12 protein-coding genes and 1 tRNA gene are annotated in these 15,209 nt (G+C 52.8%); 7 read left to right on the forward strand and 6 right to left on the reverse strand.

Annotated elements, in window-relative coordinates; genetic code table 11:
• Positions 1–200: 200 nt before the first annotated feature.
• From fadJ to AC2T6E_RS18940, 3 genes are all read right to left on the reverse strand, one after another.
• Positions 201–2,348 (reverse strand): fatty acid oxidation complex subunit alpha FadJ, encoded by a 2,148-nt coding sequence (gene fadJ, locus AC2T6E_RS18930; protein WP_108416660.1) that lies wholly within the window; start codon positions 2,346–2,348, stop codon positions 201–203.
• Positions 2,348–3,658: an acetyl-CoA C-acyltransferase FadI gene (gene fadI / locus AC2T6E_RS18935; protein WP_486692861.1), complete on the reverse strand. Its 1,311-nt coding sequence runs from the start codon at positions 3,656–3,658 to the stop codon at positions 2,348–2,350. Before fadI ends, fadJ begins: the two co-directional genes overlap by 1 nt.
• Before the next feature lie 246 nt (positions 3,659–3,904).
• Positions 3,905–4,189 carry a YfcZ/YiiS family protein gene (locus AC2T6E_RS18940; RefSeq protein WP_126544333.1) on the reverse strand — a complete coding sequence of 95 codons (285 nt, stop codon included), beginning with the start codon at positions 4,187–4,189 and terminating at the stop codon, positions 3,905–3,907.
• Positions 4,190–4,561: 372 nt separating this feature from the next.
• Between AC2T6E_RS18940 and fadL the strand changes: the two genes are divergently transcribed.
• The gene (gene fadL / locus AC2T6E_RS18945) at positions 4,562–5,845 is read left to right on the forward strand and encodes a long-chain fatty acid transporter FadL (RefSeq protein ID WP_010433202.1); all 1,284 of its coding nucleotides are present in this window, start codon (positions 4,562–4,564) and stop codon (positions 5,843–5,845) included.
• A 45-nt stretch (positions 5,846–5,890) separates the two neighbouring features.
• Here fadL and mlaA read toward each other — a convergent pair whose 3' ends face one another.
• On the reverse strand, positions 5,891–6,643 hold the full coding sequence (mlaA, locus tag AC2T6E_RS18950; protein ID WP_010433199.1) for a phospholipid-binding lipoprotein MlaA: 753 nt from the start codon (positions 6,641–6,643) through the stop codon (positions 5,891–5,893).
• A 315-nt stretch (positions 6,644–6,958) separates the two neighbouring features.
• Here mlaA and AC2T6E_RS18955 point away from each other — a divergent pair, with 315 nt between their 5' ends.
• Entirely contained in the window at positions 6,959–7,888 is a 930-nt protein-coding gene (locus AC2T6E_RS18955; protein WP_108416662.1) for a formate/nitrite transporter family protein, read from the forward strand.
• Positions 7,889–7,963: 75 nt separating this feature from the next.
• Positions 7,964–8,035, forward strand: a tRNA-Arg gene (locus tag AC2T6E_RS18960).
• Between the two features lie 26 nt (positions 8,036–8,061).
• On the opposite strand, the gene AC2T6E_RS18965 is transcribed toward AC2T6E_RS18960, so the two are convergent.
• Positions 8,062–9,441 carry a diguanylate cyclase gene (locus AC2T6E_RS18965; RefSeq protein WP_486692864.1) on the reverse strand — a complete coding sequence of 460 codons (1,380 nt, stop codon included), beginning with the start codon at positions 9,439–9,441 and terminating at the stop codon, positions 8,062–8,064.
• A 270-nt stretch (positions 9,442–9,711) separates the two neighbouring features.
• Here AC2T6E_RS18965 and lpxP point away from each other — a divergent pair, with 270 nt between their 5' ends.
• Both lpxP and ypdK read left to right on the forward strand, forming a co-directional pair.
• Positions 9,712–10,629: a kdo(2)-lipid IV(A) palmitoleoyltransferase gene (gene lpxP / locus AC2T6E_RS18970; RefSeq protein ID WP_010433190.1), complete on the forward strand. Its 918-nt coding sequence runs from the start codon at positions 9,712–9,714 to the stop codon at positions 10,627–10,629.
• Positions 10,630–10,986: 357 nt separating this feature from the next.
• Positions 10,987–11,058: a membrane protein YpdK gene (ypdK, locus tag AC2T6E_RS18975; protein WP_099458937.1), complete on the forward strand. Its 72-nt coding sequence runs from the start codon at positions 10,987–10,989 to the stop codon at positions 11,056–11,058.
• Between the two features lie 56 nt (positions 11,059–11,114).
• Here ypdK and alaC read toward each other — a convergent pair whose 3' ends face one another.
• A complete protein-coding gene (gene alaC / locus AC2T6E_RS18980; RefSeq protein WP_108416665.1) occupies positions 11,115–12,350 on the reverse strand; it encodes an alanine transaminase in 1,236 nt (411 codons plus the stop codon).
• A 387-nt stretch (positions 12,351–12,737) separates the two neighbouring features.
• On the opposite strand from alaC, the gene AC2T6E_RS18985 reads away from it, so the two are divergent.
• Together AC2T6E_RS18985 and AC2T6E_RS18990 are read left to right on the forward strand one after the other, a co-directional pair.
• Complete coding sequence (locus AC2T6E_RS18985) at positions 12,738–14,435, forward strand: sensor histidine kinase (RefSeq protein ID WP_126816123.1); 1,698 nt, start codon at positions 12,738–12,740, stop codon at positions 14,433–14,435.
• Between the two features lie 13 nt (positions 14,436–14,448).
• Complete coding sequence (locus AC2T6E_RS18990; protein WP_010433183.1) at positions 14,449–15,180, forward strand: LytR/AlgR family response regulator transcription factor; 732 nt, start codon at positions 14,449–14,451, stop codon at positions 15,178–15,180.
• The last annotated feature ends 29 nt before the right edge of the window (positions 15,181–15,209 follow it).

Raw genomic sequence — 15,209 nt, forward strand, 5'->3', positions numbered from 1 at the left:
CTTTTGTTAACCAGAATCACCGGCGTTGACTACCCGCGATTAAAGCTGGGAGGTAGAAAACCCGATGGCCGGGCATTGTGCCTGATCCATTCGGTGAATGAAACGCTGTTTTTTACCTCAATGGCGTAAGTATAGTCAATCTCTGTTTACAAATTCGCCAAAACAGGTCTCTTCACCGAAGGATTTACCCTTCTTTGACCTCAGCTTACGAGGACAGTTTCCCTTGCAGGCCAAAATGTCTGGCCCCGTTCCGCCATCTGCAATAATTCGTCACAGGGTGTAAACCGTGGACCATATTGCGAAGCCAGACGTTGCAGAATTGCAACCACTTCACCCGCCCCGAGGGTGTCCATATACCGGAACGGGCCGCCAAGGAACGGCGGGAAACCAATACCAAATACGGCACCGATGTCACCATCGCGTGCGCTTTTGATCACCTGTTCGCCGAAACAGCGCGCCGCTTCGTTGAGCATCATCATCACACAACGCTCAGCACACTGCGCTGACGACAGTTTTCCCTGACCGGTAACAGAAATAAGCCCATAAACCGCAGGGTCGACCTGTTTCTTGCTTTTACGCCCTTTTGCCCCGTAAAGATAGAAACCGCGTTCATTTTTTCTGCCTTTGCGATCGTCCTTCAAAATTGCAGAAACAATGTTTGCAGGGGGGCTAAAACGGTCTCCGTAAGCAGCTTCCAGTACAGGTATAATTTTAGTGCCGGTATCTATTCCTACCTCATCCAAAAGTTGGATTGGGCCGACAGGGAAACCAAACTTCACCAGCGCCTCATCGACGTGCTCAATCTTCTCCCCTTCCGTCAGCAACCGCATTGCTTCATTAATGTAGGGAGCCAGAATACGATTGACGTAGAAACCTGCTTTATCTGCCACGACAATCGGCGTTTTGCCCTGCTTTTTCGCGAGCTTGACCACCGTGGCAACGGTTTGCGGACTGGTGGTCGCGTGTGGAATAACCTCCACCAGCGGCATTTTTTCAACCGGGCTAAAGAAGTGCAGACCAATAACCTGTTCCGGTCGTGCGGCTTTCGCCGCGATGTCGCCAATCGGCAATGACGAGGTGTTTGAAGCAAAGATGGTATGCGGGGCGCAATGCTGTTCAACGTCTGCCACCATTTGCTGCTTGAGCGCCAGATCTTCAAACACGGCTTCTATCACCAGATCGCGATGTGCAAAACCGCGGTAGTCCGTGGTGCCAGTGATCATCGCGAGTGTTTTATCGCGCTCGCTTGCTTTGATATGGCGGCGTTTAACCTTCTGATCGAGGTTCTGCCAGCTGTACTGAAGCGCGTGGTTGATTCCCTTAGGATTAATGTCTTTGATACGCACCGGCAATTTGCCTTTGCTGGCAGTGACAAACGCAATTCCACCGCCCATCAGCCCGCCCCCCAGCACGCCAACGGCGCGCAGCGGCGCAGGCTCAGCTTCGCTTCCCGGATCTTTTTTGACGTCAGTGCTGGCAAAGAAGATGCTGCGCAGCGCCTGAGACTGCGGCGTCATCGCCAGTTCACCAAAGGCTTTTGCCTCGGCGGCATAACCGCTGCTGCTGCCCTGTGACAAGCCGGTTTCAATCACTTCAAGAATGCGCTTCGCCGCCGGGTAGTTGCCTTTGGTTTTTTGCTCGGTCTTTTTGCTTACCATGCTGAACAGGAGCGCGCGCCCCAGTGGCCCTGCCAGCACGCGCTCACGCACAGGAAGAGGACGTTTTGCCTGACGCCCTTTCAGGGCCAACTCAACGGCGGCCTCCAGCAAAATCGAGTGGGCAACCACTTCATCGACCAGACCCACTTTCAGCGCCTGACGGGCGCGCAGCTGCTTGCCGGTTAAGATCATCTCCAGCGCGGTACTCACCCCCACCAGACGCGGTAAACGCTGCGTTCCACCCGAGCCAGGTAACAGGCCTAACTGCACTTCCGGCAGGCCTAACACCGTTTTTGCATCATCGGTACAAATGCGGCTATGGCAGGCCAGCGCCAGCTCTAAACCGCCCCCCAGACAAGCGCCGTGTATGGCAGCAATCACCGGGAACGACAGGGCGTGGATCTCAGCCATCACCTGCTGCCCCTGACGCGCCAGCTCTTCGGCTTCCTGAGCGCTTTGCGCGCGGGCAATCATGTTGATATCGGCTCCGGCAATAAAGTTATCCGGCTTGGCCGAGATAAACACCAGACCGCGAATGGCTTTGTTTTCGCGGAGCTGTTTTAGCATCGCGCGCACCTGAACGCCAAATTCGGCCTTCAGGGTATTCATCTTTTCATCAGGCACATCAATAGTGATAACGGCCACGTTATCGAGGCGAACCGTCAGATTGAATGCAGATGGCATGTCCATTATTCAGCCTCCAGAACCATTGCTGCGCCAAGACCACCTGCCGCGCAGGCGGTAACGAGACCAAACCCACCGCCGCGGCGACGAAGTTCATGTAACGTTTGGGTAATCATACGCGCGCCCGTTGCCGCAAACGGATGGCCGTAGGCGATGGATCCGCCAAGCACGTTAAACTTACTCTGATCCACTTCGCCGGTCGCGTGGGCGCGGCCCAGTACATCGCGCGCGAAGCGCTCGCTTGCCAACAGCTGGATGTTTGCCAGGGTTTGTGCGGCAAAGGCTTCGTGCATATCGATCAGGGTTAAGTCAGCCAGCGTCAGCCCCGCGCGCTCCAGCGCCAGCGGCGTGGACCAGGCTGGACCTAACAACATGTCCTGCCAGACATCAATCGCCGTAAACGCATAGCTTCGCAAATAACCCAGCGGGGTGATGCCAAGCTCCTTCGCACGGGATTCGGTCATCAGGATCACGGCCGCAGCACCGTCCGTCAGAGGCGTACTGTTGGCCGCCGTAACGGTGCCATGTTTACGATCAAACGCCGGGCGCAGTTTTGCGTAATCCGCCAGCGTCGAGGTGCCGCGGATATTGTTATCTTCCACCAGAGGTTCGCGGAAAGGCGGGATGTAAGCCGTCATCACCTCGTCGGCAAGTTTGCCTTCCGACCAGGCCTTCGCAGCGAGCTGGTGCGAACGATGCGCCAGCGCATCCTGCTGTTCGCGGGTGATGCCGTAGGTCTTCGCCATCTGCTCAGCGGTATCGCCCATGCGCAGACCGGTTGAATATTCAGCCACCGCGGGCGGAACAGGCATCAGATCGCGCAGGCGTAAACGCGAGAAGAGTTTAAGTTTCTGGCCGGTCGTGCGGGCTTTGTTAGCATCCACGAGGATACGTGCCAGCTTTTTGCTGACCCCAATCGGCAGCACTGAAGAGGAGTCCGCCCCGCCCGCGATACCCGCGCGAATAGTCCCCGCCATCAGGCTTTCGGCCACGTTAGCCACCGCCTGAAAGCTGGTCGCGCAGGCGCGACTGACGCTGTAGGCATCGGTGTGCACATTCATTCCCGTGCCGAGAACAATTTCACGTGCAATGTTGGGGGCTTCAGGCATCTGCACGACCTGGCCGAAGACCAGCTGTTCGATGACCTCAGGCGGAATTTCGCTGCGAGCCAGCATCTCGCCTACGACTATTTTTCCCAGATCGACGGCCGGTATACCATGAAAGGCGGTTGCCTGACGCGCAAACGGCGTGCGCAACCCGCTAACAATGGCAATGCGATCACCTTGTCGGGTGATAAGCGGTAATGCCTGACTCATAACATTCCCCTGTAAAAAACTTTACACAAATATAAAGTGGTCTGACCTGATAACAGTCTTAACCATTTTTTTACATTCAGCCAATCGGGGAAGCATAAAAATGCGAGCTAAAACACAGAGAAGAAAAAGAAAATGCCCCTGCATGGCAGAGGCATTTGTGCGGTTTTGTTGCCGGGTGGCGGCGTTGCCTTACCCGGCCTACACGATCGTAGGCCCGTGCAAGCGAAGCGCCGCCGGGCAAAAGGATTAACGCAGGCCCAGCTGGAAAATCAGCGTTTCAGCTTCACACGCAAAAACAAAATCGATGTCCAGCTTCACGCCGCCGTCCACTTCGGTAAAGGTCGACTTGATTTCGCACGGATCGGATTCTACTTCACGCGCACGCTGACTCAGCGCGGCCAGGGTTTCTTCCGCTTCGGCACGGCTAGTGAATACACGGCTGTAAGACGCGGTGCAATCGGTGTTGTCCATGATGGTGCCAACATCCATACAGCAGCAAACCGGGGTTTCATCAGCACTGCATTTACTCATAGCTCAATTTCCTCTGTATTCGCGCGAAGCGCGAGATAAACACGATGCTGATATTTTACGCCCCGCCGTTGGCTCTCTCCAGCCGTTAATGACGCAAAATCGGATAAGTGAGCAATATCACACTAAAAAATGATCTAAAACAAAATTCACCCTTTCGGGTGAGTCTCGCTGGTCACAATTTTGCCAACCAGATCTCGTTTCAAGAAACATGTTTGAAAATATTAATAAACAAACTTGCAACATATTAGCTGGTCAGACCTATACTCACGCCACTGGTCTGATTTGTATGTCATACCTCAGACCCTACACTTCGCGCTCCTGTTACGGTATGTAACAATTATTGAATAAAAATAACTCAATGAGGTTATGGTCATGAGCCAGAAAACCCTGTTCAAAAAGACTGCGCTGGCAGTCGCAGTGGCAATCGTCTCAACGTCCGCCTGGTCAGCGGGCTTCCAGTTAAACGAATTTTCTTCCTCTGGCCTTGGCCGTGCATATTCCGGGGAAGGCGCTATTGCTGATGACGCAGGTAACGCAAGTCGTAACCCTGCGCTTATCATGATGTTCGATCGCCCGACCTTCTCTGCTGGTGCGGTTTACATCGATCCTGATGTCAATATTTCCGGCAAATCGCCTTTCACCGGCGCGAGCCTGAAAGCGGATAACATTGCGCCGACAGCGTGGGTACCTAACCTGCACTTCGTTGCGCCGATTAATGAACAATTTGGTTGGGGTGCGTCAGTCACCTCTAACTATGGTCTGGCAACCGAGTTCAATAACAATTACCCGGCAGGCGAATATGGGGGCAAAACCGATTTAACTACCCTCAACCTGAACCTGAGCGGCGCGTATCGTCTCAATGACAACTGGAGCTTCGGCCTGGGCTTTGATGCCGTCTACGCTGATGCCAAAATTGAGCGTTATACCGGTGAACAAACTGCCGCTCTGCCGAAAAACAGCAACAAGATCGCCAGCCTGAAGGGCGATGAGTGGGGCTACGGCTGGAACGCGGGTATTCTGTATGAGCTGGACAAAAATAACCGCTGGGGTCTGACCTATCGCTCAGAAGTGAAAATTGATTTCGATGGCGATTACAAAAGCGGCATCCTGAGCCCTGTAAACGGCATGGTTCCGGGTGCAGGCACCACCATCCCGTGGGGCACGTCAAACCAGACCGTACCAGGTTCACTGTCACTGCATCTGCCAGAAATGTGGGAAGTCTCCGGTTACAACCGCGTCGCACCACAGTGGGCTATTCACTATAGCCTGGCATACACCAGCTGGAGTCAGTTCGAAGAGTTGAAAGCGACCGGCACCAATGGTCAGACGCTGTTCTATAAGGACGAAAGTTTCCACGACGCATACCGTATTGCGCTGGGTACAACCTACTATATGGACGACAACTGGACGTTCCGTACCGGTATCGCTTTTGATGATAGCCCGGTTCCGGCTGATAAGCGCTCCATCTCCATCCCGGATCAGGACCGCTTCTGGCTGAGTGCTGGTGCAACCTATGCATTCAACGAGAATGCGTCAGTCGACGCTGGCGTCTCTTATATGCACGGTCAGAAAGTGACGTTCCAGGAAGGCCCTTACGAGTTCACCTCTGAAGGTAAAGCCTGGCTGTTCGGTACCAACTTCAACTACGCGTTCTAATTCGCGCAGGGATCAAAAAAGGTGAGCATCGCTCACCTTTTTTATTTATTCCGAATCGATATCTTTGAGTTCATTCTCGATGGCTTTCGCGTTCGGATTATCTTCCGGCTTCAGCTTGCCGCCATTGGCAATGAAGTCATGGTTCTGGAAGTACGCTTCACGCACCATGATATACGGATCGGAAGACTGGCGCAGCAGACCGTCAGAGTCCAGCAGTTGCGCACGCGTTTCAATCCCTTCCACCGTCCACTTACCAATCGACAGCGGCCAGGTCAGCCATGACAGCACAGGATACAGCGTATCCACCATATCGCCGCCATCATCACGCACGGTGAAACTGCCATAGAACGGCAGATGCACATACGGACCATAACCTACACCGTAATGCCCCAGCGTGCTGCCGAAACGGTGCGGCTGTTCACGCTGCAGTTTTGTGTTTGCCATGCCCGCGACATCAATGAAGCCGCCCATACCCAGCAGGGAGTTCAGGAAGAAGCGCGTAAAGTGCACCATCCCCTGATACGGGTCACCTTGCAGGAAATAGTTCACCATCACCGCTGGCTCTTCCAGGTTGCTGGTGAAATTGCTTAATCCATTACGCGCAGGTTGCGGAACATAATCGCGCCATGCCACCGCTACCGGGCGAACCACATACGGATCCAGCACGTTATAGTTGAAGCTGTACATCGAGCGGTTAAACCCTTCAAGAGGATCGGAGCGTCCCGTTTGCTCCCCGGAGCTGGCGCAGCCCACAAGCATCGTCGCGCCCAGCGCAAGCGCCGACAGCCGAAGTTTCATAATTATCTCCCTGTTCAGTATGGCTATCGTTGATTGCCATCCGTAACGGAGCATCTGGCGCTCCGTATGAAAACGTGCAAGTGATTGTAACAGCACGTTTCCCGATGTCTATGAGCACAATTACGGGCAGTAACCACCGTCACTCTGATCTCAGCATAGCCTGGCTTTAGGAATTCGTTTCGCTGGCAATTTTATAATGTCTTTGAAAGAGATGTATCACCTTTGTTGCCATTGCCACCAATTTAAGAGCATCCCCACAGGCATCACGATAAAAGCCGCTACGCTTAAAAGAAAGATCATCCTCCAGGAGCGGTTATGAAAGAAGTGGGCGAAGAAAAAATTGGCGAGAGCAATGAGGACGTAGAAATTGAGAGTGAGGAAAAAGAGCGTGGCGAGAAGATAGAAATTGACGAAGATCGCCTGCCCTCCCGTGCGATGGCGATCCACGAGCATATACGTCAGGATGGCGAAAAGGAGATGGAACGCGACGCCATGGCTCTGTTCTGGTCGGCCATTGCTGCCGGCCTCTCAATGGGGGCGTCGCTGCTGGCCAAAGGCATATTTCATGTCCAGCTGGAGGGCGTGCCGGGTGGTTTTTTACTGGAGAATCTTGGCTACACCTTCGGCTTTATCATCGTCATCATGGCGCGCCAGCAGCTCTTTACTGAAAACACCGTCACTGCCGTGCTGCCCGTGATGCAAAACCCTACCCTGGGCAATTTCGGCTTGCTGATGCGGCTCTGGAGCGTGGTATTGCTTGGGAATATCATTGGTACAGGCATCGCGGCCTGGGCCTTTGAGTATATGCCAATATTTGATGAGCCCACCCGGGATGCGTTTGTAAAAATTGGCATGGATGTGATGAAAAACACGCCCTTAGAGATGTTCTCGAATGCGATTATCTCCGGCTGGATCATCGCCACCATGGTGTGGATGTTCCCCTCGGCAGGCAGCGCAAAAATTGTGGTGATCATTCTGATGACCTGGCTGATTGCGCTCGCCGATACCACGCACATCGTGGTGGGTACCGTTGAAATTCTCTATCTGGTCTTTAATGGCACGCTACACTGGAGCGATTTCTTCTGGCCATTCGCCCTGCCGACGCTGGCGGGCAATATTTGCGGCGGGACCTTTATCTTCGCGCTGTTGAGCCATGCGCAAATCCGCAATGATATGTCGAACAAGCGTAAGGCCGAGCTCAAGGCGCAGGAAGATAATGAAAAATCGGCAAAAAAATCGGCCTGAATGGTGACTCTTTGAGCAGTCAGGCGGCAATGCGCTTAACGCAAAGTGTAAATAACGCTATACTCGTGCCGCCTCGTCCCCTTAGTTAAATGGATATAACGAGCCCCTCCTAAGGGCTAGTTGCAGGTTCGATTCCTGCAGGGGACACTTTCGTTCTTCCTGACTTCATAAAATCACTGCATTTTCCACAACTCCACGCAGTTCCGCCCGCGTCGTTTTGCACCATACAGCGCTTCATCCGCTGCCTGTATCAAACGTTCGTAGTCAGGATGCCCATTGAACATCGCCGCCCCGATTGAAAGGGAAAGAGAGATCGCCTCGCCGGTCGGGGAGCTAATCTTAATTTTTTCTACACGCTTGCGGATCCGTTCTGCAATACGCAGGGCGTCAGCTTCGGTGATTTCCGTCAGCACAATTAAAAACTCATCGCCACCGTAGCGAAATACGTAGTCGCAGGTGCGAACGTTGTCATAAAACGCACCCGCCACTTTTCGCAGGATTTCATCACCCGTATTGTGGCCCCAGGTATCATTGATTTGCTTGAATTTATCAACATCGATCAGTAGCGCCGACAGCGGCGTACCGGCGCGGGTGGCATGGGTGATTTCACGTTTAAAAATGGTCGGCAGGAAGCGACGGTTCAGCAGTCGGGTGAGCACGTCCATTCCCACCTCATGCCGGGAAACCTCATCAAACAGCTCACGCAGCAGGGTAACGATTTGCGAGAGGGTGTTACGCACCTGCCGCAAAAATTTGACCTGCCGTGACCTGTCATGAAGCGCATCGTCAGCCTGGCGAACCTCATTAAACGCCTCGTCAAACTCCTGAATAAGACGGGAGATATGCCCTGCTTCGGCAATACCGCTGAAATAGTGACGTCCTTTATGGCTAAACCACAGCCCAAAATCTGATTGCCCGAGCGGTCGGCTGTTGCCTATGCTGGAATCTAACATCACCTTATAGAGCAGCGTCATTTCCCAGGTCAGCAGCGCAGCGGTCTGACGTTCCTTCTCTTCTTCCGCATTCTCCATCAGCGAGAAAATCCGGTAGTTTTCATCCTCTTTCGCCGCATTGTTCTCGCTGAAGACATACGCACGCGACATTACCTCCATCGCCAGATCGATACTGTTAATGGCGTAGTGATAAACGCTGAGCTTCACGTCAGAGGGATGGGGCGTGGCGTTAATGATAGGTAACAGCAATTTTTTCAGCACCCTGAAACCCATTTCGACCAGGTCGACAGAGATGCCGATACGGGCATGCACATCTGCGGCACGCTGCTGGGCGCGTATCTGCTCCTCAACCTGCCCAACCTGACAGGAGAGAACATCAACCAGCCACCGACGCAGCGCTTCCTGCAATTGCCTTTCCACCTGTTCAGTGGTCAAAAACTCAGCAACAATAGGATCGGCCAGAACAACACGGTAGAACTCAGCAATCAGAGCAGTGGCATGATCGCTGGCAAGTTGGGCGGTAACTTGATGAATGTGTGGCTCAGTTTCATTGATCAGTTGCACCCACTCATCTTTCACCGTTTGCAGATATGTATCCATCGTCAACGCCCTCAAAAGAGTGACTTTCGCTCATTTATAACAATAGCAAAATCAAGCCTCTCCGTAATCGCCGCTTTTTTAATCAAAAACGAGTAATAGCACATAACGTATAAGGGTGCTACATTATGCCGCCCATCCAATGTCAGCTATGGCCAGGTAACGCCGTAAAGATCGGTAAAGCCTGCAACCATGACCTTGCACTACGGTCTAATAGGCACGTGGTATCGCTAAGCGCGTTACTTTTACCGGTTTTACAAAGGTTCCTCTAATTTGTCTGAATCCTCATTCAAACGCGCGTTCTTGCACCCGCGTTACTGGTTTACATGGTTTGGTCTTGGCGTACTTTGGTTGCTGGTCCAGCTTCCTTACCCGGTGATCCGCATACTGGGCTCAAGACTCGGCAGCGCATCGCGCTATTTCCTTAAACGTCGCGAGTCTATCGCACGTAAAAATCTTGAACTTTGCTTCCCGCACTACAATGCGCAGCAGCGCGAAAAGCTGATCGCTGAAAACTTTAAATCTATCGGCATGGCATTGCTGGAAACCGGGATGGCCTGGTTCTGGCCTGATGAACGCGTGCGTAAATGGTTTGATGTAGAAGGTCTGGATAACCTGAAGCGTGCCCAGGCGCAGAATCGGGGCGTGATGGTCGTCGGAGTTCACTTTATGTCCCTCGAACTCGGTGGACGCGTGATGGGGCTTTGCCAGCCGATGATGGCAACCTACCGTCCGCACAACAGCGCGCTGATGGAGTGGGTTCAGACTCGCGGCCGTATGCGCTCAAACAAGGCGATGATCAGCCGTAACAATCTGCGCGGCATGGTCGGTGCGCTGAAAAAAGGGGAGGCCGTCTGGTTTGCACCCGATCAGGATTATGGCCGTAAAGGCAGCAGCTTCGCGCCTTTCTTCGCGGTTAAAGACGTTGCCACGACCAATGGCACCTTTGTGATTTCACGCCTTTCTGGTGCCGCTATGCTGACCGTAACGATGGTCAGAAAAGCGGATAAATCAGGTTATCGCTTGCACATCTCCCCGGAAATGGCGAACTACCCGGAAAATGAGTGTGAAGCCGCGACCTTTATCAACAAGGTTATCGAGTTCGAGATCATGCGTGCGCCTGAGCAGTATTTGTGGATGCACCGCCGCTTCAAAACCCGTCCGCTGGGCGAAGCCTCTCTCTATATCTAAGCCTACCAGAAGGTTAGTTTCGCTAAGAAACTAACCTTTTCAATCACCTGTAATTACCCTGAGTAACCGTCTTTTTTCTGCGTCGCTCAACGGGAATTTATTGCGTACTGAAATCAAACTGTCGCCGTTCCACGACACTCGTAAGTGTCGGAAAGTATTTAGAAAAATCCCACTTGTCACCCCCTATTTTTAGGCGTACATTAGCGCCGTCTGACAATGGGAAGCGCAGAATTCTGAGGTGGAGTCTGAGGCGTAGCGGGATAATTCCGATTTCCGTTTTAGCCCGATTTCAACTCTCTATAATCAGGTGGACTCTGTTTTTGAATGCGTACCACAAGATACGCGGAGTGATGAAACGTGAAATATTTCTTTATGGGCATTTCGGTGATTGTTTTAGTCTGGGCCGGAACCTTTGCCCTGATGATCTAGTAAAGAACATGCAGTCAAAAAAACAGGCGCTCAAGGCGCCTGTTTTTTTTGTGTCGTCAGGTTTCGGGCTGTTCAGCCACATTTTTTGATGAGAGAAGCCCGTCAGCCCGGAACATGCTCTTAATTCCCCTGACCGCCTGACGAATGCGGTCGCTGTTTTCAATCAACGCAAACCGCACGTGGGTATCGCCATAATCGCCAAACCCGATGCCCGGCGAGACGCACACCTTCGCATCCTGCAGGAGCTTCTTGGCAAACTCCAGCGAACCCATTGCCGCATAGGGCTCAGGAATTTTAGCCCAGACGTACATGGACGCCTTCGGCATTTCCACCATCCAGCCCGCTTCATGCAGGCCTTTCACCAGCACATCGCGACGCCGCTTATACTGGGCAGCAATATCCTGTACACACTGCTGATCGCCTTCGAGCGCAGCAATTGCAGCAACCTGTAGCGGCGTAAATGTGCCGTAGTCGTGGTAACTCTTAATACGCGCCAGCGCATTTACCAGCGTCTTGTTACCCACCATAAAGCCAATGCGCCAACCCGCCATGTTGTAACTTTTCGACAGCGTGAAGAACTCGACCGCCACATCGCGTGCGCCCGGCACCTGCATAATGGAAGGCGCCTTCCATCCGTCGTAGACAATATCCGCATAGGCGAGATCGTGAACCACCAGCACGTCGTAACGTTTTGCCAGGGCGACCACTTTCTCAAAGAATTCGAGCTCAACGCACTGGGCCGTTGGGTTCGACGGGAAACCGAGGATCATCATCTTTGGTTTCGGGTAGCTTTCACGAATCGCGCGTTCCAGTTCGTTAAAGAAGTCTACGCCTTCCACCAGCGGCACAGAGCGAACCTGCGCGCCAGCAATCACCGCACCGTAGATATGGATCGGATAGCTGGGGTTTGGCACCAGCACGGTATCACCGTGATCCAGCGTCGCCAGCATCAGGTGTGCCAGCCCTTCTTTCGAGCCAATGGTGACAATGGCTTCACTTTCAGGATCGATGTCCACCTGGTAGCGATCCTGGTACCAGCGGGAAATGGCACGACGTAATCGAGGAATACCGCGAGACGTTGAGTAACCATGCGTATCCGGGCGCTGGGCAACTGTACAGAGTTTCTCAACAATATGCGGCGGCGTTGGGCCGTCAGGGTTACCCATGCTGAAATCGATGATATCTTCGCCGCGCCGACGCGCAGCCATCTTCAGCTCAGCAGTGATATTGAAAACATAAGGGGGGAGACGATCGATACGCGTGAAACGGCGTTCAGGACTGAATTCAGCCATAGATTCCTCAGATTAACGTTAGCGCCCGGACCGTCCGAGCGACGCTGCCACCGATGTGGCGTGCTTAGAAAATAACCTGAAAAAAAACATGCTGTCGAGAGGGAAAGTAAAAAAAAGATATCGCGTTAAAACAGGAACCCTGCTGTCGCTAAAAGCGGAAGGCTGATGACGTAAAAGGGTATTTTAATACCTGTTATTTAACATGACGTTATCATAACCATTACCTCGCTGCGCTTCGTTCAGAAAAATTCAGCCGGACTGAAGAACTTTCCGAACAATCCCCTTTGTAAACTATGGTTTTTCCTCATTTGATAAACCTGACGGATAGCTGGTCAATACGCGCCAGGTTTTTTATCATGGTTCTTTACCGATTCTCCAGGTTCACTTGTGCACGAAATATTCGATATGCTGCTGGCGGTATTTGATCGCGCAGCGCTACTGCTGATTTGTCTGTTTTTCCTCATTCGCATTCGCCTGTTCCGCGAGCTTCTGCACAAGTCAGCGCATTCGCCAAAAGAGCTGCTGGCCGTAACCGCCATCTTTTCGATGTTTGCCCTTTTCAGCACCTGGTCCGGAGTACCTGTCGAAGGGTCGCTGGTCAACGTGCGCATTATCGCCGTGATGTCAGGCGGGATACTGTTTGGCCCCTGGGTTGGGGTGATCACTGGATTGATTGCCGGCACACACCGCTATTTGATTGATATCGGCGGCGTGACGGCTATTCCGTGCTTTATTACCAGCATTATCGCCGGGATCCTGTCCGGCTGGATTAACCGCAAATTCCCCAAAAAGCAGCACTGGCGCGCCGGGATCATCGCGGGCATGGTGTGTGAAACCTTGACCATGATTTTGGTTGTGGTGTGGGCACCCACGACCGCTCTTGGGCTGGATATTGTTTCGAAAATCGGTATTCCGATGATCCTCGGCAGCGTCTGCATAGGCTTTATTGTCCTGCTGGTGCAGAGTGTGGAAGGGGAAAAAGAGGCCAGCGCCGCACGTCAGGCCAAGCTGGCACTCGATATTGCCAACAAAACGCTGCCGCTGTTCCGCCACGTTAACGTTGAGTCTTTACGCCAGGTCTGCGATATCATCCGTCGTGATATTCACGCCGATGCCGTCGCCATCACCAATATCGACCACGTGCTGGCCTACGTGGGCGTCGGGGAGCACAACTATCGTGACAACGACGACACCATCAGCCCAACCACCCGACAGGCGATCAACTACGGTAAAATCATCATCAAAAACAATGATGAAGCCCACAGGACGCCCGAAATACACTCCATGCTGGTGATCCCATTGTGGGAGAAAGGTGTCGTCACGGGCACGCTGAAGATTTACTACTGCCATGCGCACCAGATCACCTCCTCATTACAGGAAATGGCGATTGGTCTGTCGCAAATCATCTCAACTCAGCTGGAAGTCTCGCGCGCGGAGCAGCTGCGCGAAATGGCAAATAAGGCAGAGCTACGCGCGCTGCAAAGTAAAATTAATCCTCATTTCCTGTTTAACGCGCTGAACGCCATCTCCTCCTCCATTCGCCTTAATCCGGACACCGCCCGCCAGCTGATTTTCAACCTGTCACGCTATCTGCGCTACAACATTGAATTGAAAGATGACGAGCAGATCGACATCAAAAAAGAGCTTTATCAAATCAAAGATTACATCGCGATCGAACAGGCCCGCTTTGGCGATAAGCTCACCGTCATTTACGATATTGATGAAGAGGTCAACTGCGTGATCCCAAGCCTGCTGATCCAGCCGCTGGTGGAAAACGCCATTGTCCACGGAATTCAGCCGTGCAAAGGCAAAGGCGTAGTGACCATTAGCGTGACCGAGAGCGGGAATCGCGTGCGCATTGCGGTGCGCGATACCGGCCACGGTATCGACCCAAAGGTTATTGAACGCGTGGAATCCAACGAAATGCCGGGCAATAAGATTGGCCTTTTGAATGTCCACCACCGGGTCAAACTGCTGTACGGCGACGGGCTGCACATTCATCGCCTGGAGCCGGGCACAGAAATCGCGTTTTACGTGCCGAATGAACGCACCCCCGTTCATGCACCGATATCCCTGATGCCATAGGCCGGAGTTACAGATGAAAGTCATCATTGTGGAAGATGAGGTTCTGGCTCAACAGGAGCTGAGCTGGCTCATCAAAACGCACAGCCAGATGGAGATTGTAGGCACTTTCGAAGATGGCCTGGACGTGCTGAAGTTCCTCCAGCACAACCGGGTCGATGCCATTTTTCTCGATATTAATATTCCGTCGCTGGATGGCGTGCTGCTGGCGCAAAATATTAATCAGTTTGCCCACAAGCCCTTTATTGTCTTTGTTACCGCGTGGAAAGAGCACGCCGTGGAGGCCTTCGAGCTGGAAGCGTTTGACTACATCCTCAAGCCTTATCAGGAGTCGCGTATTATCAGCATGCTGCAAAAGCTGGAAGCGGCATGGAAACAGCAAGCCGCGCCTGCGACCGCAAGCCCTGCTATCCGGGAGAATGACACCATTAATCTGGTGAAGGATGAAAGGATCATCGTCACGCCTATCGACGATATTTATTACGCCGAAGCACATGAAAAGATGACGTTTGTCTATACGCGACGTGAATCGTACGTGATGGCGATGAACATCACCGAGTTTTGCAGCAAGCTACCTGCGGCGCACTTCTTCCGCTGCCACCGATCGTTTTGCGTCAATTTGAACAAGATCCGCGAGATCGAACCCTGGTTTAACAACACGTATATTTTGCGACTGAAGGATCTCGACTTCCAGGTGCCCGTGAGCCGCAGCAAGGTAAAAGAGTTTCGCCAGCTGATGCACCTGTGAACGTTCCCCTCCCCCGATGGAGAGGGGAA

Source organism: Enterobacter sp. B79-1 (assembly GCF_057444735.1).

What these genes read in the sequence shown, in the direction of transcription:
- fadL (WP_010433202.1), top strand. Translation starts at nt 4,562, where the DNA reads ATGAGCCAGAAAACCCTGTTCAAAAAGACTGCGCTGGCAGTCGCAGTG.
- AC2T6E_RS18990 (WP_010433183.1), top strand. Translation starts at nt 14,449, where the DNA reads ATGAAAGTCATCATTGTGGAAGATGAGGTTCTGGCTCAACAGGAGCTG.
- fadI (WP_486692861.1), bottom strand. Translation starts at nt 3,658, where the DNA reads ATGAGTCAGGCATTACCGCTTATCACCCGACAAGGTGATCGCATTGCC.
- alaC (WP_108416665.1), bottom strand. Translation starts at nt 12,350, where the DNA reads ATGGCTGAATTCAGTCCTGAACGCCGTTTCACGCGTATCGATCGTCTC.
- AC2T6E_RS18965 (WP_486692864.1), bottom strand. Translation starts at nt 9,441, where the DNA reads ATGGATACATATCTGCAAACGGTGAAAGATGAGTGGGTGCAACTGATC.
- AC2T6E_RS18955 (WP_108416662.1), top strand. Translation starts at nt 6,959, where the DNA reads ATGAAAGAAGTGGGCGAAGAAAAAATTGGCGAGAGCAATGAGGACGTA.
- fadJ (WP_108416660.1), bottom strand. Translation starts at nt 2,348, where the DNA reads ATGGACATGCCATCTGCATTCAATCTGACGGTTCGCCTCGATAACGTG.
- AC2T6E_RS18940 (WP_126544333.1), bottom strand. Translation starts at nt 4,189, where the DNA reads ATGAGTAAATGCAGTGCTGATGAAACCCCGGTTTGCTGCTGTATGGAT.
- mlaA (WP_010433199.1), bottom strand. Translation starts at nt 6,643, where the DNA reads ATGAAACTTCGGCTGTCGGCGCTTGCGCTGGGCGCGACGATGCTTGTG.